This window comes from Deinococcus alpinitundrae (genome assembly GCF_009982895.1).
In the GTDB taxonomy this organism is placed as follows: Bacteria; Deinococcota; Deinococci; order Deinococcales; family Deinococcaceae; genus Deinococcus; species Deinococcus alpinitundrae.
The window spans coordinates 120453-144607 of the sequence record NZ_WXZL01000002.1 but is presented as its reverse complement, the minus strand read 5'-3'; the positions used below and the strand labels follow the sequence as shown (position 1 = coordinate 144607).

General features: G+C 66.1%; 20 protein-coding genes. 14 read left to right on the top strand and 6 right to left on the bottom strand.

The annotated features are described in order from the left end of the window. Window positions 1–37: 37 nt before the first annotated feature. Window positions 38–1066, top strand: a complete 1029-nt coding sequence (locus GUI70_RS02365; RefSeq protein WP_237724647.1) for a tyrosine-type recombinase/integrase — start codon at window positions 38–40, stop codon at window positions 1064–1066. 180 nt (window positions 1067–1246) lie between these two features. Here GUI70_RS02365 and xylB read toward each other — a convergent pair whose 3' ends face one another. From xylB to GUI70_RS02335, 6 genes are all read right to left on the bottom strand, one after another. Next, window positions 1247–2722: a xylulokinase gene (gene xylB / locus GUI70_RS02360; RefSeq protein ID WP_161880694.1), complete on the bottom strand. Its 1476-nt coding sequence runs from the start codon at window positions 2720–2722 to the stop codon at window positions 1247–1249. Continuing rightward, window positions 2722–3885 carry a xylose isomerase gene (gene xylA, locus GUI70_RS02355; protein ID WP_161880693.1) on the bottom strand — a complete coding sequence of 388 codons (1164 nt, stop codon included), beginning with the start codon at window positions 3883–3885 and terminating at the stop codon, window positions 2722–2724. Before xylA ends, xylB begins: the two co-directional genes overlap by 1 nt. A 50-nt stretch (window positions 3886–3935) precedes the next feature. Next, window positions 3936–4703 carry an ATP-binding cassette domain-containing protein gene (locus tag GUI70_RS02350; RefSeq protein WP_161880692.1) on the bottom strand — a complete coding sequence of 256 codons (768 nt, stop codon included), beginning with the start codon at window positions 4701–4703 and terminating at the stop codon, window positions 3936–3938. Continuing rightward, window positions 4700–5920: a sugar ABC transporter permease gene (locus GUI70_RS02345; protein WP_161880691.1), complete on the bottom strand. Its 1221-nt coding sequence runs from the start codon at window positions 5918–5920 to the stop codon at window positions 4700–4702. Before GUI70_RS02345 ends, GUI70_RS02350 begins: the two co-directional genes overlap by 4 nt. 87 nt (window positions 5921–6007) lie before the next feature. Beyond that, the gene (gene xylF, locus GUI70_RS02340; RefSeq protein ID WP_161880690.1) at window positions 6008–7051 is read right to left on the bottom strand and encodes a D-xylose ABC transporter substrate-binding protein; all 1044 of its coding nucleotides are present in this window, start codon (window positions 7049–7051) and stop codon (window positions 6008–6010) included. Between the two features lie 238 nt (window positions 7052–7289). Next, entirely contained in the window at window positions 7290–8336 is a 1047-nt protein-coding gene (locus tag GUI70_RS02335) for a LacI family DNA-binding transcriptional regulator (RefSeq protein ID WP_161880689.1), read from the bottom strand. Between the two features lie 175 nt (window positions 8337–8511). Here GUI70_RS02335 and GUI70_RS02330 point away from each other — a divergent pair, with 175 nt between their 5' ends. The 13 genes from GUI70_RS02330 to GUI70_RS02270 all read left to right on the top strand — a co-directional run bounded on the left by GUI70_RS02330 (window position 8512) and on the right by GUI70_RS02270 (window position 24152). Further along, the gene (locus GUI70_RS02330; protein ID WP_161880688.1) at window positions 8512–9870 is read left to right on the top strand and encodes an NAD(P)-dependent oxidoreductase; all 1359 of its coding nucleotides are present in this window, start codon (window positions 8512–8514) and stop codon (window positions 9868–9870) included. Window positions 9871–9975: 105 nt separating this feature from the next. Then, the gene (locus GUI70_RS02325; protein ID WP_161880687.1) at window positions 9976–10578 is read left to right on the top strand and encodes a TetR/AcrR family transcriptional regulator; all 603 of its coding nucleotides are present in this window, start codon (window positions 9976–9978) and stop codon (window positions 10576–10578) included. A gap of 66 nt (window positions 10579–10644) precedes the next feature. Then, window positions 10645–11121, top strand: a complete 477-nt coding sequence (locus tag GUI70_RS02320; RefSeq protein WP_161880686.1) for a MarR family winged helix-turn-helix transcriptional regulator — start codon at window positions 10645–10647, stop codon at window positions 11119–11121. Next, window positions 11118–12599 (top strand): MFS transporter, encoded by a 1482-nt coding sequence (locus tag GUI70_RS02315; RefSeq protein WP_161880685.1) that lies wholly within the window; start codon window positions 11118–11120, stop codon window positions 12597–12599. The genes GUI70_RS02320 and GUI70_RS02315 overlap by 4 nt, the downstream gene beginning before the upstream one ends. A gap of 132 nt (window positions 12600–12731) precedes the next feature. Beyond that, window positions 12732–13601 (top strand): VOC family protein, encoded by an 870-nt coding sequence (locus GUI70_RS02310; protein ID WP_161880684.1) that lies wholly within the window; start codon window positions 12732–12734, stop codon window positions 13599–13601. Between the two features lie 57 nt (window positions 13602–13658). Continuing rightward, window positions 13659–14522 (top strand): tyrosine-type recombinase/integrase, encoded by an 864-nt coding sequence (locus tag GUI70_RS02305; RefSeq protein ID WP_161880683.1) that lies wholly within the window; start codon window positions 13659–13661, stop codon window positions 14520–14522. A gap of 336 nt (window positions 14523–14858) precedes the next feature. Next, a complete protein-coding gene (locus GUI70_RS02300) occupies window positions 14859–15740 on the top strand; it encodes a hypothetical protein (protein WP_202630374.1) in 882 nt (293 codons plus the stop codon). 97 nt (window positions 15741–15837) lie between these two features. Further along, complete coding sequence (locus GUI70_RS02295) at window positions 15838–16719, top strand: hypothetical protein (RefSeq protein ID WP_161880682.1); 882 nt, start codon at window positions 15838–15840, stop codon at window positions 16717–16719. Continuing rightward, on the top strand, window positions 16716–17252 hold the full coding sequence (locus tag GUI70_RS02290) for a hypothetical protein (RefSeq protein WP_161880681.1): 537 nt from the start codon (window positions 16716–16718) through the stop codon (window positions 17250–17252). Before GUI70_RS02295 ends, GUI70_RS02290 begins: the two co-directional genes overlap by 4 nt. Before the next feature lie 40 nt (window positions 17253–17292). After that, the gene (locus GUI70_RS02285; protein WP_161880680.1) at window positions 17293–20541 is read left to right on the top strand and encodes a hypothetical protein; all 3249 of its coding nucleotides are present in this window, start codon (window positions 17293–17295) and stop codon (window positions 20539–20541) included. Between the two features lie 685 nt (window positions 20542–21226). Further along, window positions 21227–22012 (top strand): IclR family transcriptional regulator, encoded by a 786-nt coding sequence (locus GUI70_RS02280; RefSeq protein WP_161880679.1) that lies wholly within the window; start codon window positions 21227–21229, stop codon window positions 22010–22012. Between the two features lie 47 nt (window positions 22013–22059). Continuing rightward, entirely contained in the window at window positions 22060–23142 is a 1083-nt protein-coding gene (gene pdhA / locus GUI70_RS02275; protein ID WP_161880678.1) for a pyruvate dehydrogenase (acetyl-transferring) E1 component subunit alpha, read from the top strand. Next, on the top strand, window positions 23139–24152 hold the full coding sequence (locus tag GUI70_RS02270; protein ID WP_161880677.1) for an alpha-ketoacid dehydrogenase subunit beta: 1014 nt from the start codon (window positions 23139–23141) through the stop codon (window positions 24150–24152). The genes pdhA and GUI70_RS02270 overlap by 4 nt, the downstream gene beginning before the upstream one ends. Window positions 24153–24155 lie beyond the last annotated feature (3 nt).

Here is a 24155-nt window from a genome sequence, read left to right as displayed (position 1 = left end):
TTAAGAATCACCCTTTGATAAGTGTTATTATCAAAGGGTGACCCACTCTGCTGAACTGTCCGCCTCGCTGGCCTTGCAGCCTTATCAGGGGCCGCTCAGTTTCGCCCGCTTGTGGCTGGAGCCGGAGCAGCGCCGCCGAGAGGCCGTGCGCGCCGCCCGTGACCGCGATCTGGAGACGCTATGGTCGCTGGTGCAGGCCCATCACAGTTTGCACACCACCGCAGGCAGCCGCCACACCCTGCGAACCTACCGCAACGGCCTGCGGCGCTGGCTGGTCTTTACCGAGCGCCACGCCGTTGGCCTGCTGCGGCCCAAGCCCGACGAGGGCGCACTGTTCGTGCGCGAACTGGAAGCCGGACAGGTGCCGCTCGAACGCAGCAACAAGAAAGCCCGGACCGGCGCGTCCGCTCAACCAGCAGCGGTTGCGCGCCCGCTCTCAGCGTCCTCGGTCAACGTGTACCTGGCCGGAGCGCGTGCGCTCTACCGGGCACTGCGCTGGGCCGACGCCACCGACGCCGATCCGTTTCTGGATGTCCGGGTGGGGGCCGACAAGGTGGCCCGCTGGGATAAACGCTCACCGTATCCACAGGCCGCCGTCGAGGCGTTGCTGCTTACCGGGGACGCCCGCCACCGGGTCACGGTGCTGCTGGGCGCACATGCCGGACTGCGTGCCTCCGAGATCGTGGGCCTCAAGCGCGAGGACGTCGATCTGATGAGCGGACGCCTCAAGGTGGTTGGCAAGGGCAATAAGCTGCGGGTGGTCAACCTCTCGGCCTCGCTCAAACGCGCGCTGAGCGAGGTGCTCATCGAGCAGCCGGGACAGGCGCTGATCATCGGCGGCACCCCCGAAGCCGCCCGGTTACGGTTGCGGGCCGTCTGCCTCCGGATTGGCGTACCATTTCTCTCGCTCCATGCGCTACGCCACAGCGCGGGCACCCGCCTGGTCAAGTCGGGGCGTTCGTTACAGGACGTGGCCCGGCACCTCGGGCACGCCTCGGTGGCGACGGCGGAGATCTATGCCAAGTGGGCTGACGAGAGTTTGAAGCAGGAGTTAGACAACTGGTAGAGCTTGGCCCGGCGAGGGCAGACTTGCTGAGAACGACGACTCGCCGCCGGAAGATGAAGCAAGCTTCTTCGGATGGCCCCGTGTAGGAGTACAGGGTTCGACAAGACTGCCATTTCGAGATTTTGCAGCGCATCCGGCCGCGCCTTTCACTCTTCCCTGGAGCCTGGGAAAAGCTTCGTTTTATATATTCTCGACCCGATTCCCGGTAACGACCTTCGCGCGCTCAGCCTGATAGCTTGCCAAGCTTCCAGCCACATTGAGTGCGGGCACCAACTGACCTACCGGGGCGAGCGCCGACATCACGGCCTGCACATCCGGGTAAAAGCCCGCCGCAGGCATCGCCAGCATGGCCGCACCCTCGGCCGCGCCGGGTTCATGCGCCACCTGCTGCACGCCCAGCTTCAACGCCCCCGCCACCAGGCCGAGCCAGAAAGCGCTGCGAGCGCCGCCGCCAGTCGCCAGCAAGGTCTTGAGGTCCGAGAGCGGCCGCATCACGTCGTAGGTGTCGGCCAGCGCGAAGGCCGCGCCCTCCAGCAGAGCCCGGACCAGTTGCGGGCGGCCATGCGCCAGACTCAGCCCACTGAAACTGGCGCGCAGATCGGGGTTCATGTGGGGGCTGCGCTCACCCGACAAAAACGGCAGAAAGGTGACACCTTCCGCAGAGTCGATGCTGGCAGCTTCGTCCAGCAGGGTTTGAAAGGACGTTTCGGGAGCCAGCTTGTCGCGGAACCATTGCAGCGCTCCCGCCGCGCTGAGGGTCACGCCCAGCAGGTTGTAGCCGCCATCGGCGTGGGCGAACAGATGCACCCGGCCCTCAGGATCAGGCGTCGGCTCGGCCAGCGGCGCAAACAGCACCCCGCTGGTGCCGAGGCTGACGCTGCCGAGCTCGGGCCGCTGGCTCGACAGCCCCAGCGCCACGCCCGCCGCCGCATTGTCGCCGCCGCCCGCCACGATGCTGAGGCCCGGCGGCAGGCCGGTTTGCGCGGCGATCTCCGGCAGCAGTTGCCCCACCACCGCCCAGGAATCCACCACCTCGGGAAACAGTGCCACGTCCAGCCTGAGGGCGTCCAGCACATCTCTGTCCCAGGTTTTAGACGCCAGATTCAGCGCCCCGATGCCTGAAGCGTCGGACGGCTCGGTGCAGAAGGTTCCGGTGAGCAGGAAGCCGAGATAATCTTTGGGCAGCAGCACCCGACGCACACGGGAAAAGTTCTCCGGCTCAGCCTGCCGCAGCCACAGCAGCTTGGGCAACTGAAAGCCGCTGACGGCCCGGTTGCCGGTGCGGGCGATCAGTTCGGCACGCGGAATGGCGGCCTCGATCTCGGCCACCGCCACTCCGGTGCGCTGGTCGTTCCACAGCGGCGCGGGGCGAATCACCTCGCCCCCAGCATCCAGAAACACCGCGCCGTGCATCTGCCCGCTGAGGCCCAGGGCTTGCGGGATGTGACCCGATTCGCGCAGTTGACCAGTCACGTCGCCCAGTGCGGCCAGGGTAGCCGCTGCCCAGTCTTCGGGGCGCTGCTCGGTCCAGCCGGGGTGGGGGGTCAGCAGCGGGTAGTGGCGACTGGCGTGAGCCACCAGCTCGCCCGAGGCGCTCAGCGCCACCACCTTCACGCCGCTGGTGCCGAGGTCCAGGCCCAGCACCACCTCTGCCATCAGCGCATTCCCAGCAGCAGATCAATGGTGAGCTGATCGAGGTGTTCCAGGCCGGGACCACGTGTGCCCAGCATGGCCCGGTCGAAACTGCGGGCCTTGAGCACCTGGGCGTTCTCCGGGCTGAATTTGCTCAGCGCTTCCAGTTCGGCGTCGTTCACCGTGTACGCTTTGAGGGCCGCCTGAATCTCGCTGTCCTCGTTGAATTGCCGCGCCTTTTCTTTGAGCATCAGGTAGGTCCGCATGCAGCCTTTGGCAAAGGCCCACACCCCGGCCTCGTCCTCGGTGCGCAGGGCGTGGGCGTCGAAATGCTTCATGCCGCCGTACCCCGTGTCTTCGAGCAATTTGACCAGCATAAACGCCGTTTTGATGTTTTCGGCCCCGAAGCGCAGATCCTGATCGAAGCGGCCCATCTTCTGGTCGTTGAGGTCAATGTGAAACAGCTTTCCGGCGTCGATGACCTGCGCGACCGCGTGCGCGAAATTCAGACCCGCCATGGTGTCGTGGGCAAATTCCGGGTTGACCCCGAACTGCTCGGGCTTGTCCAGCGTGGCGATGAAGCCCAGCATGCTGCCCGCTGTGGGAAAGAAGATGTCGCCCCTCGGCTCGTTGGGTTTGGGTTCGAGCACGAATTTGTAGTTGTAGTTCTGCGACGCGCTGTACTCGGCCAGGAAGTTGAGGCTGTCGCGGAACCAGGCCAGCGAATCGAGCAGCTTGCCGCCCGCGTCCACCTCGGTGCCTTCGCGCCCGCCCCAGAAATCGTAGACCTCCGCACCGAGTTCATGACCCAGATCCATGCTCAGCATGGTTTTTTGCAGGGCGTAGGCGCGCACGCGGGCGTCGGCGGAGGTAAACGCCCCGTCCTTGAAGGCCGGATCGGTAAACAGATTGGTGGTCGCCATCGGCACCTTGAGACCATGATCGGAAAGCGCCGCCTTGAATTCCGAGACGATCCGGTCACGCTCGGCAGCGCCGGCGTCGATCGGCACCAGATCGTTGTCGTGAAGGTTGACGCCATAAGCGCCGAGTTCGGCCAGTTTCTGAACGATGTAGGGCGCCCCCAGCGGCTTGCGGGTGGGTTCACCGAACGGATCGCGGCCAACGTTGCCAACGGTCCAGAGGCCAAAGGTGAAGTGGTCGGCGGGGGTGGGGGTGAACTCTGGCATACGGGCTCCTTCCTTCAAACTGTAGAGAGACGAAAGCGGACTTGGGGCGATTAGGGTGTTAGCACCTCGCGGCGCGGCAGCTTTCCGGCAATGATCATCTCCAGCACCTCGTCCTGACTGATCTGCGAGGTCAGGGCGCTGCCCACCACCTTGCCGTTTTTCATCACCGTGACCCGGTCGGCCAGATCGAACACGTCGTGCAGATCGTGACTGATCAGGAAGATGCCCACGCCTTCCTGGCGCAGCGAGAGAATCAGTTCGTTGACCTGGGCGGTTTCCTGCGGCCCCAGCGCGGCGGTCGGCTCGTCCATGATCAGCACCTTGGCCTTGAAGTAAATGGCCCGGCTGATGGCGATGCACTGGCGCTGCCCGCCCGAGAGGTTGAACACCGGCTTCTTGAGATCGGGCAGGTTGACCTTCAGGCGGTCGAGCACCTTGCGCGACTCCAGTTCCATGGTGTCCTCGTCCAGCACCCCGCCGCGCAGCAGTTCGCGGCCCAGAAAGATGTTGGCGGCCACATCCAGGTTGTCGGCCAGCGCCAGATTCTGGTAGATCGTCTCGATGCCCAGGTTCTGGGCGGTGCGCGGACTGGTCAGGCGGACTTCCTGGCCGTTCATCAGAATCTGCCCGGCGTCGGCGGTGTAAGCCCCTGAGAGCATCTTGATCAGGGTGGATTTTCCGGCTCCGTTGTGGCCTAAGAGCCCCAGCACCTCGCCGGGGGCCAGCGCCACACTCACGTTCTCGAGCGCGTGGATGCCGCCGAAGCTCTTGAAGATGCCGCGCGTCTCGATCAGCGGTACGCCAGTCGCCAGACTCATTTGGCCCGCCGCTGCTGCACCAGCACATCCAGCGTGACCGCCAGCATCAGCACCAGGCCCTGCACCACGTTCTGCCAGGCACTCGGCAGATCGAGCAGCAACATGCCGTTGATAAGACTCGCCATCAGAATGGCCCCCAGAAACGCGCCGGGAATGCTGCCGGTGCCGCCCGAGAGCGAGGTCCCGCCGATGACGGCAGCGGCGATGACGCTCAACTCGGCCAGCGTCCCGGTGGAGTTGGTTCCAGCATTGAGCCGCGCCGACTGGATGGCCCCAGCCAGCGCGGCCAGGAGGCCCATCAGGCCGAACACCATGATGGTCAGCCGCCGGGTGTTGATGCCCGCCAGCCGCGCTGCCTCGGGGTTACCGCCGTAGGCGAACACGTAGCGGCCAAAGCGGGTGGCCCGCACCACCCACATCATGATGGCCGTGACCCCCAGCATCAGCAGCACCGGCACCGGCATGCCGCGTGGCAACCCGCTGCGCGGATCGGCGTAGCTGTTCATGACCAGTACGAAGGCCAGCACCAGCAGCAAGCTGGCCCCAGTCAGCAGCGCTTGAAGCGCCACCGAGCGGTTGGGCAGTCCGCGCCGCGCCCGCTGCTGATAAACCCGCACATCAGCCCACAAGATGGCCACCATAATGGCCGCGCCGACAAACCAGCTCCACAGCCCGCCGATCGAGCCGTTGAGGCCGCCGCCCAGAATCTGAAAGCTCTCGCTCAGGGGCGCGACGGTCTGGCCGCTGGTGAGCAGCCACGCCCCGCCCCGAAAGATCAGCAGCCCACCCAGCGTGACGATAAAGGACGGCACGCCCAGCACGGCGATCCAAGTACCCTGAATGACGCCCACCAGCACGCCGAGCAGCAGGCCCAGCAGTAAGGTCAGCAGCGCGGCCCACCAGGTGTTCTGACTGAAGAGCTGGGTGTTGACGACGGCCATAAACATGCCGGTAAACCCCAGAATCGAGCCGATCGACAGATCGATATTGCGCATCACGATAATCAGGACCATGCCGCTGACCATGACCCCCACCGAGGCGGTCTGCACCGAGAGGTTCCACAGATTGCGGGCGGTCAGGAAGATGCCGCCGGTCAACACATGAAAGACGATCCAGATTCCGGCGATGGCGGCCACCATGAACACCAGCCGGGCGTCCAGGCCCAACGAGGCCAGCAGGCGTCTGGGCGGCGCGGCGGTAGACTTGACACTCTGCATACGGTCTCCTTGAAAAGGCAAGCGGAAGGGGAAAGGAGCGCAGCGGCAGCCTCTTTCCCCTCAAGCTCAAGCTGAGATCAAGCGCCGTTATTTGCAGGCGGCGGGCGCAGCGGTGCCGGTCACGCCGTTGCAGATCTCGGCCTTGGTGGCCCACTTCGCCGTGATCAGCGTGCCCAGGTTGCTCTTGGTGATGACCACTGGCTTGAGCAGAATGCTGTTCACCGTGACTTTCTTGGGGCCGCCGTTGAAGGTGCTGCTGCCCGCGACGGCGCTGAGCTTGGCTCCATTCGCGAGTTGCACCGCGATCTTGGCCGCCTCGGTGCCGAGCGTGCGCGAATCCTTCCAGACCGTGCCGGTTTGCAGGCCCCTGGCAATGCGGTTGAGGGCCGCCTTGTCGGCGTCCTGGCCGGAGATCGGCACCTTGCCCGCCAGTCCCACGCTGGCCAGGGCCGCCACCGCGCCGCCCGCGGTGCCGTCGTTGGAGGCGACCACCGCGTCCACCTTGTTCTGGTTGGCGGTCAGGATCTGCTCCATGTTGGTTTGTGCGACTTCCGGCTTCCAGCCCTCGGTGAACTGGTTGCCCACGTTTTTGATCGCGCCGGACTTGATGGCCTTGTCGAGCACTTCGAGCTGCCCGGCATAGAGCAGCGCGGCGTTGGGGTCACTGGGGCTGCCCTTGACGAAGGCGTAGTTGCCCTTGGGTTTGACGCCCAGGATCATGCGGGCCTGAAGCCTGCCGACTTCCTTGTTGTCAAACGAGATGTAAAAGGCCCAGGGATCCTCGATGAGGCGGTCATACGACACCACCGGAATGCCGTCGGCCTTGGCCTTGCTGATGGCAGGCAGCACCGCTTCGCTGTCCTGGGCCAGCACGATCAGCACGGTTGCGCCGCGCGTCACCAGGCTTTCGATATCGGAGAGCTGCTTTTCATTGGAACTCTGGGCGTCGGCACTGAGGTACTTGGCTCCTAGTTTGGTGAGCTGGGCTTTGATGGCGGCTTCATCGGTCTTCCAGCGCTCTTCCTGAAAATTGGACCAGCTGACCCCCACCACCACCTGCTTTTGTGCAGTAGCAGAGGAAGCCAGAAGGCTCAGGCCGAGAACAGCGGAAAGAATGCCCAGTCTTTTCATAACATCTCCTTGTGGCGCAGCAAAGCGCCGAAACACGAAGCAGCAAAGGGAAAGGAGCCGCAGGCTTCAAAGGCGAGCGGAGAACCATGATTCGCAGGTTCTGTCCTGCGAATCAAAGAAAAGAAAACGATTTCGTGATTTGAATTATACACAACAGTTAAAGCAGGTCAAGGGGAGCTTCACCGTGTCGGCACCCAGTCCGGAACAACGCACCTCCCTCTAAACGAAGGCGGGCGCACTAGCCGCGAATCTTGAACGGTGCGGTGCTTCGCCGCACCATCAGGCGGGTGGGCAACAGCGTCCGCGTCGCAGCCGCGCCGCCGAGCCGGTCGAGCAGCACCCGGACGCCCCGCGCGGCCATTTCGGCGGCGGGGTGATAGACCGTGGTCAGCCCACCCGCGATGTATTCGGCTCCCAGGATGTCGTCGAAGCCGACCAGCGAGACATCGTCCGGTACCCGCAGTCCGGCGCGGGTCAGGGCCTGCACCGCCGCCGCCGCGCCGAGGTCGGTTTCGGCGAACACGGCGCTCACCTCGCCGCGCCGCACCGCTTCGACCAGCACGTCACCCTGGTGAATGGCCGGGCGCGGCGTGAGTCCGGCAGCGTTCAGGGCCTGGCGGTAGCCCATTTCCCGGCGCTGGAAATGTTCGACGCCGCTGGCCTGCCCGCCGCCGTAAAAGGCGATGCGGGTATGCCCCAGGGCCAGCAGGTGCTCAGCGGCCAGTCGCGCGCCGCCCTGGTGGTCCACATCCACCATGCTGACGCCCGGCGGCACCGCCTCGGTCCACAGCGCCACCACCGGCATCGGCAGCTTGGCCAGCTCACTCAGCAGATAATGGCCACGCAGCGGATTGCAGCTCACCAGCAGCCCGTCGACCCGGCCGTCGAGGTACGTCTGAAACTGCCCGACGCCCGGATAGACGACCAGGGCAGGCACCTGCCACTCGCGTGCCGCGTCGCTCAGGCCCGCCATGATCGCGCCGTCGAAGGTGCGGCGCACCGCACCGGAGGTCGTCAGGCCGCCGAGCAGACGGTCCGGTTCGGACGGCTCCACCGCTTCGAGCACCACCCCGAGTTGTCCAGTCTGCCGGGTCCGCAGGTTGCGCGCCGCCACGTCGGGCACATACCCCAGGTCCAGCGCCACCTGACGCACCCGCCGGGCCGTCTCGGCCTGCACGGCGTAGGCAGCGCGCCCGGAAAGGACCTTCGACACCGTCGCGGCGCTGACCCCGGCGGCGGCGGCCACCTCCTTGATCCTGACCTTCATGGCCGCAGTGTTACACATGCCCGGTCAGTGGAGATGGGAGATTGACTGGTAAACGCCTGAACACCGCACCCCGAACTTGACGTGCCCAGGGCAGGCCCCTACCCTGGAGCATCGGTTAATTCAGCTCCGGTGAGGGCGTGAACCGGCCCGCAGTTCTGCCGCCGTTTCCTTCTTCCCCCAGCGAGGTGCTGTGATGTCACTCCCCGAGCATGCCCCGGTCTTCTCCGCCGAACTCTCGCCCGGCGGCAGCGCCTGGCAGGAACTGCTGCCCGCCATGAGCGCCCATGAAGCCAGCGTGGAAGCCAACCGTTGCCTGTACTGCTACGACGCGCCGTGCTTGCACGCCTGCCCCACCCACATCGACATTCCCACCTTCATCCGCAAGATCAGTACCGGCAACCTGCGCGGCTCGGCACGCACCATTCTGGAAGCCAACTTCCTGGGCGGCACCTGCGCCCGCGTCTGCCCGGTGCAGGAGCTCTGCGAGGGGGCCTGCGTGCTGGGGGCCGACCACACCCCGATTCAGATTGGCCGCTTGCAGCGTTACGCCGTCGACCACGTGCAGGAGCGCGGCGTGCAGCTGTTCAAAGCAGGCCCCAGCAGCGGCAGGAGCGTGGCCGTCGTCGGCAGCGGCCCCGCTGGGATCAGTGCCGCCGCCGAACTCGCCAAGGCCGGGCACGCCGTGACCTTGCTGGAAAAGCGTGAGCTGGCGGGCGGGCTGAGCAGTTACGGCATCATCAGCCTGCGCGAACCGCTGGAGGTCGCGCAGCGTGAGGTGCAGGCCGTGAAAGCGCTGGGCGTGGACGTGCAGACGCAGCGCGAACTCAGCGGCGCAGCCGACCTCGACATCCTGCTGGCCGAACACGACGCCGTGCTGCTGGCGCTGGGCCTGGGCGCGGTTCCGGCGATGGGGATTCCCGGCGAGGAGCATCTCATCGACGGTCTCGAATTTATCGAGCGGGCCAAGCTGGAGCCGCAGCGCCTGGCACCGGGCGGCCGGGCTGTCATCGTCGGGGCGGGCAACACCGCCATCGACGCCGCCACCATGGCCCGCCGCGCCGGGGCCGAGGTCGTCATCGTCTACCGCCGCAGTGAGGCCGAGATGACCGCCTACCGCCACGAATACGAGTTCGCGCTGCATGAGGGCATCGGCTTTACCTTCCTGACCCAGCCGGTCGAAGTGCTGAGCGAGGGCGGACAGGTAACAGGCCTCAAATGCGTGAAGATGGCGCTGGCCGAGCCGGACGCCTCGGGCCGACCACGCCCCCAGCCGGTAGCGGGCAGTGAGTTCGTCATCGCCTGCGACAGCGTCATCAAGGCCATCGGGCAGGAAAAGCCCGCCCTGGCCGCCGTGCTGGGTCTGCAACTGGAGGGCGGCTACATCAAGGTCGATGACGAGCTGCGCACCAATCTGCCGAGTGTCTGGGCGGCGGGCGACAGCGTCCGGGTGCGCGGCAGCGCCAGCACCGTGATGGCGGTCCAGGATGGCAAGCTGGCGGCGGCCAGCATCAGCAGGGCGTTGGAAGGTGTACCAGTGGTGGTCAACGTTTGAATTACGTAATTCTGGTCCGGTCAGTCAGTCACCCTTAAAGCATCGATAATTATTGACACTTTGTCAAGTGACGGCATGTAGGTTTTTTTTGCTAAGCTGCCCGCTATGACTGAAGTTGTCCTGGCCCGCCGACTCAACGCCCAGACGCGCCGTGAACAAATTCTGGATATCGCGGCTCGGCTGTTCGTCGAACGCGGCTTCGAGGCGGTGGGCATGGCCGACATTGCAGCTGGCTTGCAGGTCTCGCGCCCCACCATCTACAGCTACTTCGCGTCCACCGAGACCATGCTGGAATCCCTCTTCGAGGCCCGGCTGGAGCGCTTTCCCGAGCGGCTCTCTCCCCTGCTGCCGGATTCGGGGATGGTGCCGTTCGCTGCCCTCTTCCGGCTACTACTGCGCGAGCGCGAACTGCTCTCGCTGCTCAACAGCGGGGGCGGGCCGCTGTTTCGCCGCCGCCGCCGCGCCTTCGTGCAGGCCATCGAAACGCGTCTGAACCTGTACGACCTGCCTGCCGTGCGGCGGCAACCCCACCTGCTGCCGATCATTTTGAACCTGCTGATCAGTTTGGCCTACGAGCGCATCAGCCTGTCGCTGGAGAGTGAGGGCAGCGCAGCCGACCTGACCGACACGCTGGAGGGCGGCAATCTGCCGCAGGTGCTGAGCAGTTTCATCGTGGCCGGAATCGCGGGCACCAAGGACGTGGGTTAGGAAAATCTGTACCTGAATCGGAGACAGATGCTTTAAGTCTATATGGTCAAGGCTTATATTTTTGGCATGAACGCTTCTCTCGCCGATGCCCCCTCGCGGCCCCCCGAAGTGCAGTTGTGGGTTACGCTCGACCGGGTCTACACCATTCTCAGCCGCAACATCACCGGCAAGGTCACGGCGCTGGGCCTCACAGCGCCGCAGTACCGAGTGCTGCGCCAGCTTCAGCAGACCGGCGGCGAACCGCTGAGCGCCAGCGAGCTGGCCGATCGCCTCGGCGTCACGCCCGGCAACCTGACCGGCATCCTCGATAGGCTGGAGCAAGAAGAACTGCTCACCCGCCAGCGCGGCGCGCAGGACCGCCGCAGCTTGCAGGTCGGCATCACGCCCGCCGGCGAGGCGCTGATGCAGCGCGCCGTACCGCAGCTGCATGCCCATCTGCGCGGCCTGTTCGCGCCGCTGGGTCTTGCCGACGTGGCCCAGGTGCAGGGCCTCCTGGAGCGCCTGGAAAGCCACCTGCTGAACGAACAGGCGTTGAGCGCATGAGCCGCACCCAGCTCGACCGACCCAAAAGCTCTCTACACGAGCGCTTTTCCTACAAGTGGCTGGCCCTGAGCGTCACCAGCCTCGGCGCGCTGATGGCCTCGATGAATTCCGGCACTTTGATCATCGCTCTGCCCACCTTACTGCGCGACCTGCACACCACCTTGCTGAGCCTGATCTGGATTTTGCTGGCCTACAACGTGACCCAGACGGTGTTCGTGCTCAACGTCGGTCGGCTCTCGGACATGGTGGGGCGCAAGAAGCTCTACGTGCTGGGGTTTGCCGTGTTTACCCTTACCTCGCTGCTGGCGGGGTTCACCGGCAACGTGCCGCTGCTGATCGCCCTGCGCGCCCTGCAAGGCGTGGGCGGAGCCTTCATGATCGCCAATTCCAGCGCCATCGTCACCGACGCCTTTCCCAAGGAGGAACTCGGCTTTGCCATCGGCACCAACCAGATGATGGTGGCCGTCGGCGCGATTCTGGGGCCGATTATCGGCGGGGCCTTGACGGCGCTGGGCTGGCAGTGGGTCTTCTGGTTCAATGTGCCGCTGGGCATCATCGGCACCCTCTGGGCGGCCTTTACCCTGCGCGACCTAGCCAGCAAGAAAGACTCTAAGGACCGCTTCGACGTGTGGGGCAATCTCACCTACGCCGTGGGCTTCGCGCTACTGATGATCGGCCTGTCGGTGGGCGGCATCCAGTCGTGGAGCGGCGTCTTGCCCTACCTCCTCGTCGGCGTAGCGGCCCTGGCGCTGTTCGTGGTCATCGAGGGCCGGGTGCAGGCTCCCATGCTCGATCTGCGGCTGTTCAGGGACGCGGCCTTCTCACTCAACAATGCCACCGTCTTCCTGAACTCGGTGGCCCGGATGGCGCTCACCTTCCTGTTCGTCTTCTACTTTCAGGGTGCAAAAGGGATCGACGCAGTGCTGGCAGGCATCATGCTCGGCCCAGTGGCGGTGGGGCTGCTGATCGCCTCGCCCATCGCCGGGCGGCTCTCGGACCGCATGGACCCGAGAACCCTGATCCGTGCCGGAACGGTGCTGGGCACGCTGGCGCTGGCCGGGCTGGCTGCAACGCTCAGCTTGAAGACCCCCTACTGGCTGATCGCGGGTCTGATGTTCGTCGCGGGCATCGGCAACGGCCTGTTCAACTCGCCCAATTCGAGCCTGATCATGGGTAGCGTGGCTCCTGATCGCCGGGGTGTGGCGGCAGGCATCCGCAGCCTGCTGATGAGCGTGGGCGGCGTCATCGCCATTATCTTTACCCTCAGCATCGTGGTGAGCGAGGTCCCCAGAGACGTGATGCTCCAGGTCTTCAGCGGGCTGTCGAGCAACCTGCCCGCCGCCACCCTGACCCCCTTCGTGGATGGTCTCAAGCTGGCCTTCTGGATTCTGGCAGGAGTGAGCGCCCTGAGTGCCTTGCTGGCCTTCTTGCTGCCCTCGGCACAGCGCACCAGCAGCGCGCCGCAGGCCGCCGACTGAACTGGAGAGCAGCTTGGGTTTGAGCCGCCTGAAGTCATGCAGGGAAAGCGCCGTGAAGGTGGCTTTCCCTGTTCGTGTCTCCGGTAAGCAGGGCTACGAACACCGCCGGGAGCACGGTGCATGCTGGCCGCCATGACCAATGCAAGCAACCCTGCCGTCTCGCCCATCCTCGATCTGGCGGGCCTGACCCTGGAAGTCAACAACCTGGCGCGCGGCGTGCGCTTTTACGAGCAGGTGCTGGGGCTGAACCTGCTCGAAGCAAACACCGATCTGGAACGCCAGGTGGCGACGTTCCGGGTCAACGACCACCAGACGTTGAGTTTGTGGCAGCCGGTGACCCGTGTCGCCAGCGATGCCCGGCTCGCGCCGCTGCGGGCACGCGGTGCCTCTCATCTGCACTACGCCTGGCAGATCGTGCCGGAGGAATTGGAGCGCTGCAAGGCACTGCTCGGCGCGCACAACCTGACCTGGCAGGAGATCAATCTCGGCACCGAGGACGCGCCGGACCGGACCCTGTACTTCTTCGACCCATTCGGCAACGGCCTGGAACTGCGCGGCGTCAACCTGAATGATCCGCGCCGCCCGCATTTCCTGCCCGCGCCGCAGCACCGGCCCGCACACGCCCTACCCGTGCTGGGCCTGCGGGAAGTGGCGCTGGCCTTCGGCGACTACCCGGCCATGAAGACCCGGCTACCCGCCGCCTACGGCTTTGCCTTTGCCAAGGAGCAGCCCGACCGCGACTTCGCCCAGTTCACCCTGGGCCCGCAGCCCGAACCTGACGGCGACGGCACGCCCCGGCGCTGGCTGTATGCCTGGGACCCCCAGGTGGGCCTGGCCGAGATGCTGGGCGGCGACCACGCCCTGGTCCGGTTCTATGCCGATGTGGGGGAAGTGGCCCGGCGGATCGAGCAAGCGGGCCTGGAGCATCTGCACGACGGCCTGGGGCTGGCCGTGCGCGACCCCGAGGGACATGTGTTCGAGTTCGTGAAGCCGCCGCGCTGAGGTGCTGTTCGGAACGGACGATTGGCAATTTTCATCAGTCTCATATATATTCTAAATATGAGCGAGAGCGAGATTCGGCAACTGCTGATCAAACAGGATGTGGAAGGTGTGCTGAACGCCGTCGAGACTGACCTGCCCGGCCAGCCCGGCAACGCCACCCGGCGCAACAATCTCAGCGGCTGCCGGATTTTTCTGCGCTGGGCCTTCGAGGGCAACCAGAGCGTGCTCTCACCTACCCCGACACTGGGCAACGAGTACCTGGCTTTCTTGCAACACAAGCACCCCGACACGCCCGCCAGCGTCATCAACCGCCTGGCACACGCCCGCAACTTCTACACGGCGCTGCAAGCCCACGGCGCGGCGGTGGCCGACCCGTTCGCGCAGCTTGACGCGCCCAGCAACGACCCGGCGCTGCACAAGCAGGCTTACACCGAGCCCGAGATTCAGCGGATGCTGACCCACGGTGACGCCCGCGAGCAGGCGCTGGTGCTGCTCGGCGCGCACGCGGGCCTGACCGGGCCGGAAGTGGCAGCCCTGAACTGGCGCGATATGCAGTTCGAGCAGGGGATCCTGCAGGTGCGCGGGCGCGAGGTGCCTACCGGCCAGACGCTGCACGCCGCCTTGCAGCTTCATGCCCATCAGCAGGGCGTGACCCAGCTGTTCGGCGGTGAGGGCCGGGTGTTTCCCGAGCTGGAAAACGATCATCTGGTGCGTGCGGCCCTCTTCCGGGTATGCGTGGGCGGCAATGTGTCCTACCGGGCCTGGCGGGCGCTGCGAAACCACGCCGGACTGCGGATGCTCAGTCTGACCCACGACGAGGCCGAGGTGGCCCGCTATCTGGGCCTGGGCACCCTCAAGGCCGTCAAGTTCATTCAGCGGGCCATTGACCGGGGCATGGGACAGGCCGAGCCGCTCACCTGAAATCAGTTGACATTGAATGGTTCATAAATGAGAAAACGAGTCGGCCACAAAATCTTGAGATGAAGGTTTTCGCACGGAAATGAGCAGGAGCGCCCCGGACGGCTGGCTTCCCGACCGATGATCCCGGATTTACCAAGTCCAGATGGGACAATTCGTGGATTAAATATGTGGATTTGGGAGCCGCTTTGCAGTGGTCCGAAGGCGCGAAAGCAGGATGAGAAACCTAAAACAGTCGCCCCACATGATTTTCTCATCACATCTCCCGTTCATTTGATGTAGATTATTTCACACAGCGCTCTGTCACAAACCTGACAGCAGGGGGGCTGAGGAGGCACTATGAAGCGAACCGGAGCAAGGCGGGTTATGGCGACACTGGCAGCAGTTGGGCTTGGGATGGCGGCGGCGCAGACCATCTCACCGACGCTGGGCGGCAACAATCAGGCGGTCAATACCGGCACCACCACCGCCACCGTGCAGCAGACCGTGAATCTCAAACTGCCGGAAGCCACCGCGCTGCACCTGGCGACCACCAGCCTGGTGTTCGACATTTCCAAGATCGGCCAGCAAGACGCCACCTGGTACTGCGCCTATGGCAAACCCGGCACCGACGGCGTGGCCCGCGACGTCTCCAGCAACACCGACGCGAATTTCTGGAACCAGACCCAGGTGCTGCCGCTGGGCACCTCCTACTCGCCCACCAGCGAATTCGGCAAGATCACCATTAACGCCGGGCCGCAGGTCAAGGCCTACCCGCCGGTCGATCTGGTCAACGGCGTCGTGGACAACAAGACCAAGGCCTACTTCGTGTGCTACCGCACGTTCGTGCTCCAGAAGTTCTCGAACCTGGGCAACTTCAAGCTCAGCGTGAGCCGCGACACGCCCACCGGCAGCCGGGGCAAGCAGCTGATGTACATTCAGGACAACCCCTGCGACAGCTTCGGCCAGCCCACCGGCCTGTATCAGCTGACCCCCGGCGCGACCCGCGAACTGATTCCCGTCAACCTGACGGTCGGTACCACCGGCAACCGCTCGGCCGCCGGAGCCGCCAAGCGTCCGCCGCTGTGCCGCGAATACACCAGCTGGCTCGACGATCTGGTGGTCGTGGCCGTGGTCGTGGACGGCGATCTGGCCGGTGACAACCTCGCCACACTGACCTACACCCTGGAATCCAAGGCCGCGCCGTTCGCGCTGAGCGATTCCAAAGTCGTCAACCCCTGAAGACCCGCCCTACCCCCTGACCCGGCTCCTGGGCTGCGCCGCGACATGACGTTCGTGTTCGGCGCGGCCCTCGCCGGGAGTTTTCGCTGGAGACTGCATGCGCCGCAACTCGACTCTGGTTCGTCTGAGTACCGCTGGACTGCTGGCCCTGGGCCTGGCGCTGACTCTGCCCGCCCGCGCCCAGGGCACGGTGGGCGTCGATCCGGTGGCCCGGCTGTTTGACGCCGTGCCGGGACAGACCATCACCCAGGTCCTCAACATTTACAACCCCAATCCTGATCCCCAGCCGCTGCGGGTCTCGGCTTACTTGTCGGATATGGACATCAGCGAGGTGGGCGAAACCTCGTATCTGCCGGCCGGCAGCTTGCCCGAGAGCCTCAAGAACTGGATCACCTTCTCGCCGACGGCGCTCGATCTGGCGGGCCAGCAGAGCCAGGAAGTGCGCTACACCGTGCAGGTGCCGGCCAATGCCGCGCCCGGTACCCACTGGATCATGCTGATGCTGGAGGGCCAGGACCCCGCGCCCAAGCCGGGGCAGACGCTGGCCGCCTTTCGGCTGCGGGTGGCGCACACCATCTACGTCAATATCGCGCCGATCAAGCGCGTGGGTAGTATCGTCGGGATCTTCGATCAACTGCCCAAAACTGCCGAGGGGGCCTACACCATCGGCGTGCAGTACAGCAACGCGGGCAATGTGGTCAGCGGGGTGCAGGGCCGGGTCGAACTGCGCGGCGCGGACGGCGAACTCGCCGCGACGTTGCCGCTCAACCTCGACGTGGCGCTGCCGGGCCACACCCTGCTGCTCCAGGCCAGCCTGAGCGGGCCGCTGCCCAAGGGCCAGTACAGCGCCCTGGTGGTGCTGAACGACGGTGACCAGGGCCGCGACCTGCTGGGCGAGCATGTGCTGAGCCTGCCGTTCGATCTGGCGGCCCCGCCCCCGCTGCCCGCCCCCGCCGAAGGCCAGGGCAGCAAACCGTGAAGTCCACGCGCCGGGTCAGTGGCAGGCTGCGGCTCGGTGCGGCCCTGTGGCTGTGTGCTGGCGCTTGCTCCGGCGTACTGGCCCAGAGCGCGCCCGCTCAGCCTGACACGGTGATTCGCAGCCTCATTCCCGCTGTGATCTCGCTGCAAAGCCCGGCCCAGGCCAGCATCGACTTCGACATCACAGCGCTCAACTACCCGCCCGCCACCTTTCCGGCGCGCTACTTCTCGGCAGCGCAGACATTCGCGGTGCTCAGCAGCAGCGGTAAACCCTGGACCGTGCAGATGCAGGTCACGCCCAGTGCCGGCCCCAGCCCACTGCCCAGAGCGCTGCCCGATCTCAAGGGACTATTTTACCGGCTCAACGGCGGAAGCTGGTTGCCGGTGGCGGCCACGCCGCAGGTCGTGCTGAGCGGTGTGGCCGCCACGCTCGGCTGGCAGCCGCTCAAGTTGGAATTTGCCCTCGATTTGCAGGGCAGTGAGATCAGTCAGGAGAGTTTCGAGGTGCGGTTCACGGCGACCCTGCTGCCCTGAGCCGTCAAGTCTGAAGCAGTGACCAGGGGGAGGTGAAACGATGTCCAACCGGATGGTGCTTACAGCGCTGCTGGCCGCTTCACTGAGCGCGGCGCAGGCCCTGGCGCTGCCCACTCCGTTTGAACTGACTTCCCCTGCGGCCCGCAGCGGCGAACCCGGCCAGCTCGTCACGCTGACCTTCCGGGTGCAGGGCCAGGGCAAGTACGATCTGGCCGTCGAGTCGCCGCCCGACTGGGTCCCGGTGACGCCGCGCGCCCAGCTCGACGTGAGCGGACAGACCCTCTTTCCGGTCACCTTCCGCATTCCGGCGCAGGCCCCGGTCGGCAAGGTGCCGATCACGCTGCATGCCCAGCAGAGCGGCCAGGACGTGATGACCGCCCAGGCCAGCGTCGAGGTACAGGCCAAGACCCGGCTCTCGCTGAGTAGCCCCGCACGCATCGCCGCCGCGCCGGGCGTGTTCCTGAAGATTCCGGTGGAGGTCGCCAACCTCGGCAACCAGACCGACACCTTCGATTTGACGCTCGAAAACGTGGACCCCACCCCGCAGCTCAGCGCCCACAGCGTGACGCTGCGCCCCGGAGAACGCGCCACCGTGCAGGTGTCGTTGATTCTCAGCGGGGTGTCGCCGGACTACCGCTACACCACCTTCGTCAAGGCCACCTCGCGCCTCGATGCAGCCGTAGTGGCGCGCACCCGCAGCGAGGCGGTGTTCGGGGTACCCGCCGGGGCGCGGCTGGGCGGCGCGGGGGCGGGTGGCCCCTCGCTGGTGCTCAGGCTGCGCTCGGAGGCGCAGGCCGACTACCAGCAGACCGACCAGGGCGATCAGCTCAGCGCCCACTACGGCGTGCATGCCAGCGCCGACGGCCAGCTCTCAGACAAGGTGGACGCCTCGGCCAGCAGCGAGCTGGACGGCGACGTCAGCGGCGCGTCGGGCGTGAGCGCACCCAGCGCGCTGTCAGTACAAGCCGAACTACACGCCGCGCGCTGGAGTGCGCGGGCCGAGGTCAGCACCCAGGGCGTGAGCCTGGGCGGCAGCGTCGGGGCGGGGGCATGGACCCTCTCGCCGCGCGCCGAGTACCACGTGCTGGGCGCAGCGCAGCGCTTCGGCGCGGGCGTGGACCTGAGCGGGCCGCTGGCCGGCGGGCAACTCGACGCCACGCTTCAGGCCCAGTCAACCACGCTTGGCAACCAGACGCAGCGCCAGGAAAGTCTGGGCGCACGCTACGCCCGCGCGCTCGGTCCGGCGATCGATTTCAGCGTCTCGGCGCTCGCCCAGGGCAGCCAGACGAGCAGCGCCCCGACGCCTGTGACGCAGACATCACCGGCGCAGGCGCAATCACCCGTTTCTCCTGACAGCGCCAGCTTCGGCGCGCAGGCGGCCCAGACCCTGACTTACCGCAGCGGCGCGCTGGACCTGACCGAGACCTACAGCGTCGTGACCGGCGGTTTGCAGACCTTCGGCGTCTCGGGCGGGCTGAGCAGCGCCGCGCCGGTGGGACTGCGGGCCGCCGCCACCGTGCAGCTCACGCCGCGAGACACCTGGTACGGCGTCTCTGGACTGGCTTTCTACAGCGGCTCGGGCAGTAGCAGTGGCAAACCGGCCCTCAATTTCGGGGCCAGCATCGGCGGACGCTATCAGTTCAGCGCGGGCGCGGCCAAAGCAGCTCAGTGGGAAGTCAGCGGCGCGCTGGCGGCCCCCAGGGTCAGCCTCCAGACCGGCGCGTTCGGCCGCCTGGGCATCGAGACGACGCTGCGGGCGGCCCTGTCAAGCGACGACCACAGCCCCGGTGGGATGCAGCGCCGCCTGGATCTGGACGTGAATCTGGAGGGGAGTGCGGGGCGCTCGGCGGTACAGGCCAGCGCCGAGTTGACTGCCCAGCAGGACTGGACTGCCAACCATGAGCAGCGCCAGCAGCTCAAGCTGAACCTGACCAGCAGCTACCGGCTGGCCGAAAACGAGTTCGGCGCGCAGGTGGGCGCGGCGCGAGTGAGCATCGGCGGCGCGCTGGAAACCGTCTACGGCGCGCAGGTCAGTTGGGAGCGGCAGTGGACCCCGCAACTGAGCAGCAGCCTGGCCTTCAGCCAGAGCTGGCAGTCGGGCGCGGCGGGCCGCAACTCACGTACGGGCGCAGCGGTGGGCGTGGAGGCGCAAGACGTGCTGACACGAGGACTGAATCTGCGCGCCAGTTACCGCCTGGACTACGCCAGCAGCCAGGCGAGTCCGGGCACCGCCGAGGTGACGCCGCTGCTGACCAATCCGCCTGTCGATCTGCCCGGCAGCAGACCGCTGCGCCAGTCGGCTCAGCTCGGCGTGAGTTACGACCTGAACCTGCTCGTCGCCACACCGCAGGCGGTGGTGCAGGCGTTCGGCGGCCTGAACGGCAGCTCGGTGAGCGGGGTGCTCTACCGCGACGACAACTTGAGCGGCCTGCGCGACCCGGGCGAGCCGCCGCTGGTCGGCGTCACCGTGCAGGCGGGAAACCAGCGCAGCGTGACCGACGCGCGCGGCGAATACCACCTGCAAGTCAGCGGGGCGCAGGTCATGAGCTTCCCCGGCGGTCTGAGTGCCACGCTCGAACCGTTCGGCCCACCGGAATCGCGGCAGCTCAGCGGTCTGCCCGGCAGCGTCGAGCGGCGCGACGTGGCTTTTGCGAACGTGGGCAACGTGGACGTGCTGGCTTACCAGGACCTCAACCACAACGGCGTCTACGACGACGGCGAGCCGGGGTTACCTTATGTTCCGGTGCGGCTGACGGGTCCAGGGCTGGGTGGGCTGGTCACCCGCACGGTACAGGCCGACAGCCGGGGCCACGCCCGCGCCACCCTGCCGCTGGGCCACTACGCAGCGGCACTCGACCTGTCTAGCCTGCCGGGATTGGTGGCAGTTTCGGCAGTGCAGACGGATGTGCTGGTGGGTGCGGCGGGCGCGGGCGCGCTGCAACTCGGTGCGGGCGCGGCCCAGCCCACCGCCGTCTTGTCATACAAGAGCGGCGCGCCGGCGCTGCTGGCCCGGCTGAATCAGGTCAGTGCCGCGCCCGGCGACACCGTGCGTCTGAGCGTGCAGCTTCAGGGCCTGGACCGCCTGCGGGTCAACGCCTTCGGCCAGGACTACGCCCCGGTGATCGCAGAGAATCAGGCTGAATTGGACGTGAAGGTGCCGTCAGGAAGCCAGCCGGGCGTCTACGATCTGATGCTGAGCGCATCCGGACCGGGCGGCCAGAAGTCGAGCACCGTGCGCTTGATCCTGACCGCCGCCGCTACGACCCCCTCCGGCGTGAGCGAACCCTGAAATAGCGAACCCTGAAATTCTGCCTCGCCAGATCCTACAGACTCCGGCTTGGACCGTTTCATGGAAACTCATAGAATCTGGTCATCGGGAATCCTCCAGCGTGGGTCAGGCCGTCTCAGAGCCGCGTTCTGGAGCCTTTGTCCGACCAGATGACTGAGCCAGAAGCGTGCTCGGCCATCCTGCCAGAGGCTCTCTCTTGCACACCCGTTGGTTCCTGGGCACAGCGTCACCGGGCGGAAAGGAGCAGAAGGAGACGGGGTTCGCGGTACGGGGAAACATCGAAGCGCCTTCCCGGATATCTCGGAATTGAGCGTAAACCGTTTCAGGGCTGTTGGTTCGCCTCCGACGCCGCAGGCAGCAGCGGCAGATGATCTTCCCAACCCAGCAGCGATCCAGCCAGCCTGGAGCAGCAGCGTCGCCAGCGCGGTCAGCGCGGCGGGCCCAGCTTCGGCCGACCGCCCCGCAAGGCCCTTAGCAGCAGCCAGCCCCAGCACTTTCTTGAGCTGGTCAGGATATACAGGCGTAGGTGAGCGGCAAGGCTCACGAAACCAGTACGCCTCAAGCAGGTCACAGCTATGTGAAGTTTCCGACGCCGACCTGAAGCTGCCGATCTGAAATAACCGGATCGAGCGGCTTCATAAGCGCTTCACCTGGCCCCCTAATTCGTAATAACCGCACCCCGATCTTGTGTAGACAGCCGGACGCGGCGTACAGTGGCTTTACCAGCATGCTCAGCACCGTCGCCAAGGCCTTTCAGGTCCTCTCGCTCTTTACCCCGTCCCGTCCGGTATGGGGGGCCACCAGCGTGGCCGCCGAGCTGAACTTGAAAAAATCCACCGCCCACGATCTGCTGGGGAGCCTGGCCGAACTGGGCATGCTGCATCGGCAGGGCGGGCAGTACACGGCGGGGCTGAAACTGTTGAGCCTGGCCCGCAGCGCTGAGGGCAGTTTTCCCTGGCTCGACGCCACCCGCCGCGAGATGGTGACGCTGGCGGCCCAGACCGGGGAAGCCATTCATCTCAGCGTGCTGCAGGGCTACGGCCTGCTCGATCTGGAAGAAGTGCAGGGCAGCGGCGCAGTGCGGGTGGTGCTCGAAAGCCACATGCCGCCGCACTGCACGGCCATGGGCAAGGTGCTGCTCTCCGAATTGCCGGAAGCGGAAGTGGCCCGGCTTACCAGCAATTATCAACTGCGCGCGCTCACGACCAACTCGATTACCACCGCCGACGAACTGCACGGCGAACTCGTCCGGGTGGCCCAGCAGGGCTACGCCTACGACGTGGAGGAAGTCTACGAGGGCGTGTGCTGCATCGCCGTGCCGGTGCGCGGTGAGCGCGGCCCGGCGCTAGCCAGCATCAGCGTGTCGGCCCCGGCCTTCCGCTTCTACAAACACAAGGACGAACTCAGAAGCGCCGTGCTGGCTGCCGGAGCGCGGCTCTCGGCCACGCTGGGCCGCCCGCTGAGCGGCTGACTCCACCCCCTCTCCAATTCTCAGGTTCCATTCCCAGGAGGCCCACCATGACCGCCGCAACCCTGCTCCCCGATCCACGTCTGGAAGGCACCCTCAGCGTGCTGGCTCCCGACGGCTCGTTGCTGCGCCCCGACTTGGTGCCGGACGACGAAACGCTTCTCAGCCTCTATACGGGCATGCGCCGCGCGCGGGTCTTCGACGACCGGGCAATGGTGCTTCAGCGCCAGGGCAAGCTGGGCGTCTACCCCTGCTTCGGCGGTATGGAAGCCACCCAGGTCGGCGCGGCGACGGCCCTGGAACACGGCGACTGGGTGCTGCCTACCTACCGGGGCACAGCGCTGGCGATGGTGCGCGGCATGTCGCTGGCGCACATTTTGCTAGCCTGGCGCGGCCACCCGGCGGGCTATCAGGTTGATCCCGAACTGCATATCCTGCCGTTTTACATCCCGATCGCCAACCAGATTCCGCACACGGCGGGCATCGCCCTGGCCGAGAAGCGGCGCGGCACGGGCCGGGTGGCGATGGCCTTTATCGGCGACGGCGGCACATCCGAGGGTGACTTTCACGTCGGCGTCAACTTTGCGGGGGCGTTCGGTGCTCCAGCCATCTTCGTCATTGAAAACAACGGTTGGGCCATCAGCACCCCGACCAGCGTGCAGACGGCGGCCAAGAACCTGGCCTCGCGCGCCGAAGGCTACGGCATGCCGGGCGTGCGCGTCGACGGCAACGACGTGCTGGCGATGTACCACGTGACCCGCGAAGCCGCAGAGCGCGCCCGCCGGGGTGAGGGACCGACCCTGATCGAGGCCATCACCTACCGCATCCTGCCGCACACCAGCAGCGACGATCCGGGCCGCTACCGCGAGGAGACCGAGGCTCAGGCCTGGAAGAGTGGGCGCGACCCCGGCAAGCGGCTGCGCGCCTACTTGGAGAGCCGGGGGATGTGGAGCGAGGCCCAGGAGCAGCAGGTGATGCAGGCGATGGAAGCCGAGATCAAGGCGGCCATGCTGCTGGCCGACCAGGCCCCCGAGATCCTGCCGGAAGCGCTGCTGGAGCACATCTACGCCGAACCTCTACCCGAGATGTTGGAGCAGCTCGAAGAAATCCGGGCGCTGGGAGCACTGGAATGACCGCCACGACAGAACGGCAAGCCGGACAGAAAAGCAAAACCATGACCATGGTGGCCGCCGTCAACGACGCGCTGCGCATCGCCCTGGAGCGCGACGACAAAGTCATGCTGTTCGGCGAGGACGTGGGCATGGGCGGGGTCTTCCGGGCCAGCGACAACCTCCAGACCCTCTACGGCGAGGAGCGCGTCTTCAACACGCCGCTGAGCGAAGCCGGAATCATGGGCTTGGCGGTGGGCCTGGGCATCGCGGGCGAGAAGCCGATTGCCGAGCTGCAATTCGCGGGCTTCATCTACCCGGCGTTGGAGCAGATCAACGCCCAGATGGGCCGATACCGCCAGCGCACCCAGGGCAACTTTCCGCTGAGCATCGTGGTGCGCGCGCCCTACGGCGGCGGCATCCACTCGCCGGAAATGCACGCCGACAGCCCGGAAGGATTAGTCGCGGCGGTGCCCGGCGTCAAGATCGTGATTCCCAGCACCCCCTATGACGCCAAGGGCCTGCTGCTGGCCGCCGTAGACGACCCGGACCCGGTGTTCTTCTTTGAGAGCATCAAGCTTTACCGCTCGGTGAAGGGCGAGGTGCCGGAAGGCCACTACACCGTGCCGCTGGGCAAGGCCAGAATCGCCCGCGAGGGCAGCGACTGCACGGTGCTGTGTTACGGCGGCATGGTGGAAGTCTGCCTGGAGGCTGCCGCCGCCGCCGAGGGTGCGGGCCTGAGCGTGGAAGTCGTGGATTTGCGCAGCCTGGTGCCGCTCGATCTGGAGACGATCGCTGCCAGCGTACAGAAAACGGGCCGGGTGGTCATCGTGCACGAGGCGACCCGCCGGATGGGCTTCGGGGCCGAACTGTCGGCCATCATCGCCGAGCGCTACATCGAGTACCTGCACGCCCCGATTGTCCGGGTTACCGGCTGGGACGCGCCTTACCCACCGTTTACCGCCGCCGAGCACATGTACCGCCCCGACGCGGCGCGGGTGGCGTCAGGCATTCGCAAAGTCGTGGAGTACTGAGGC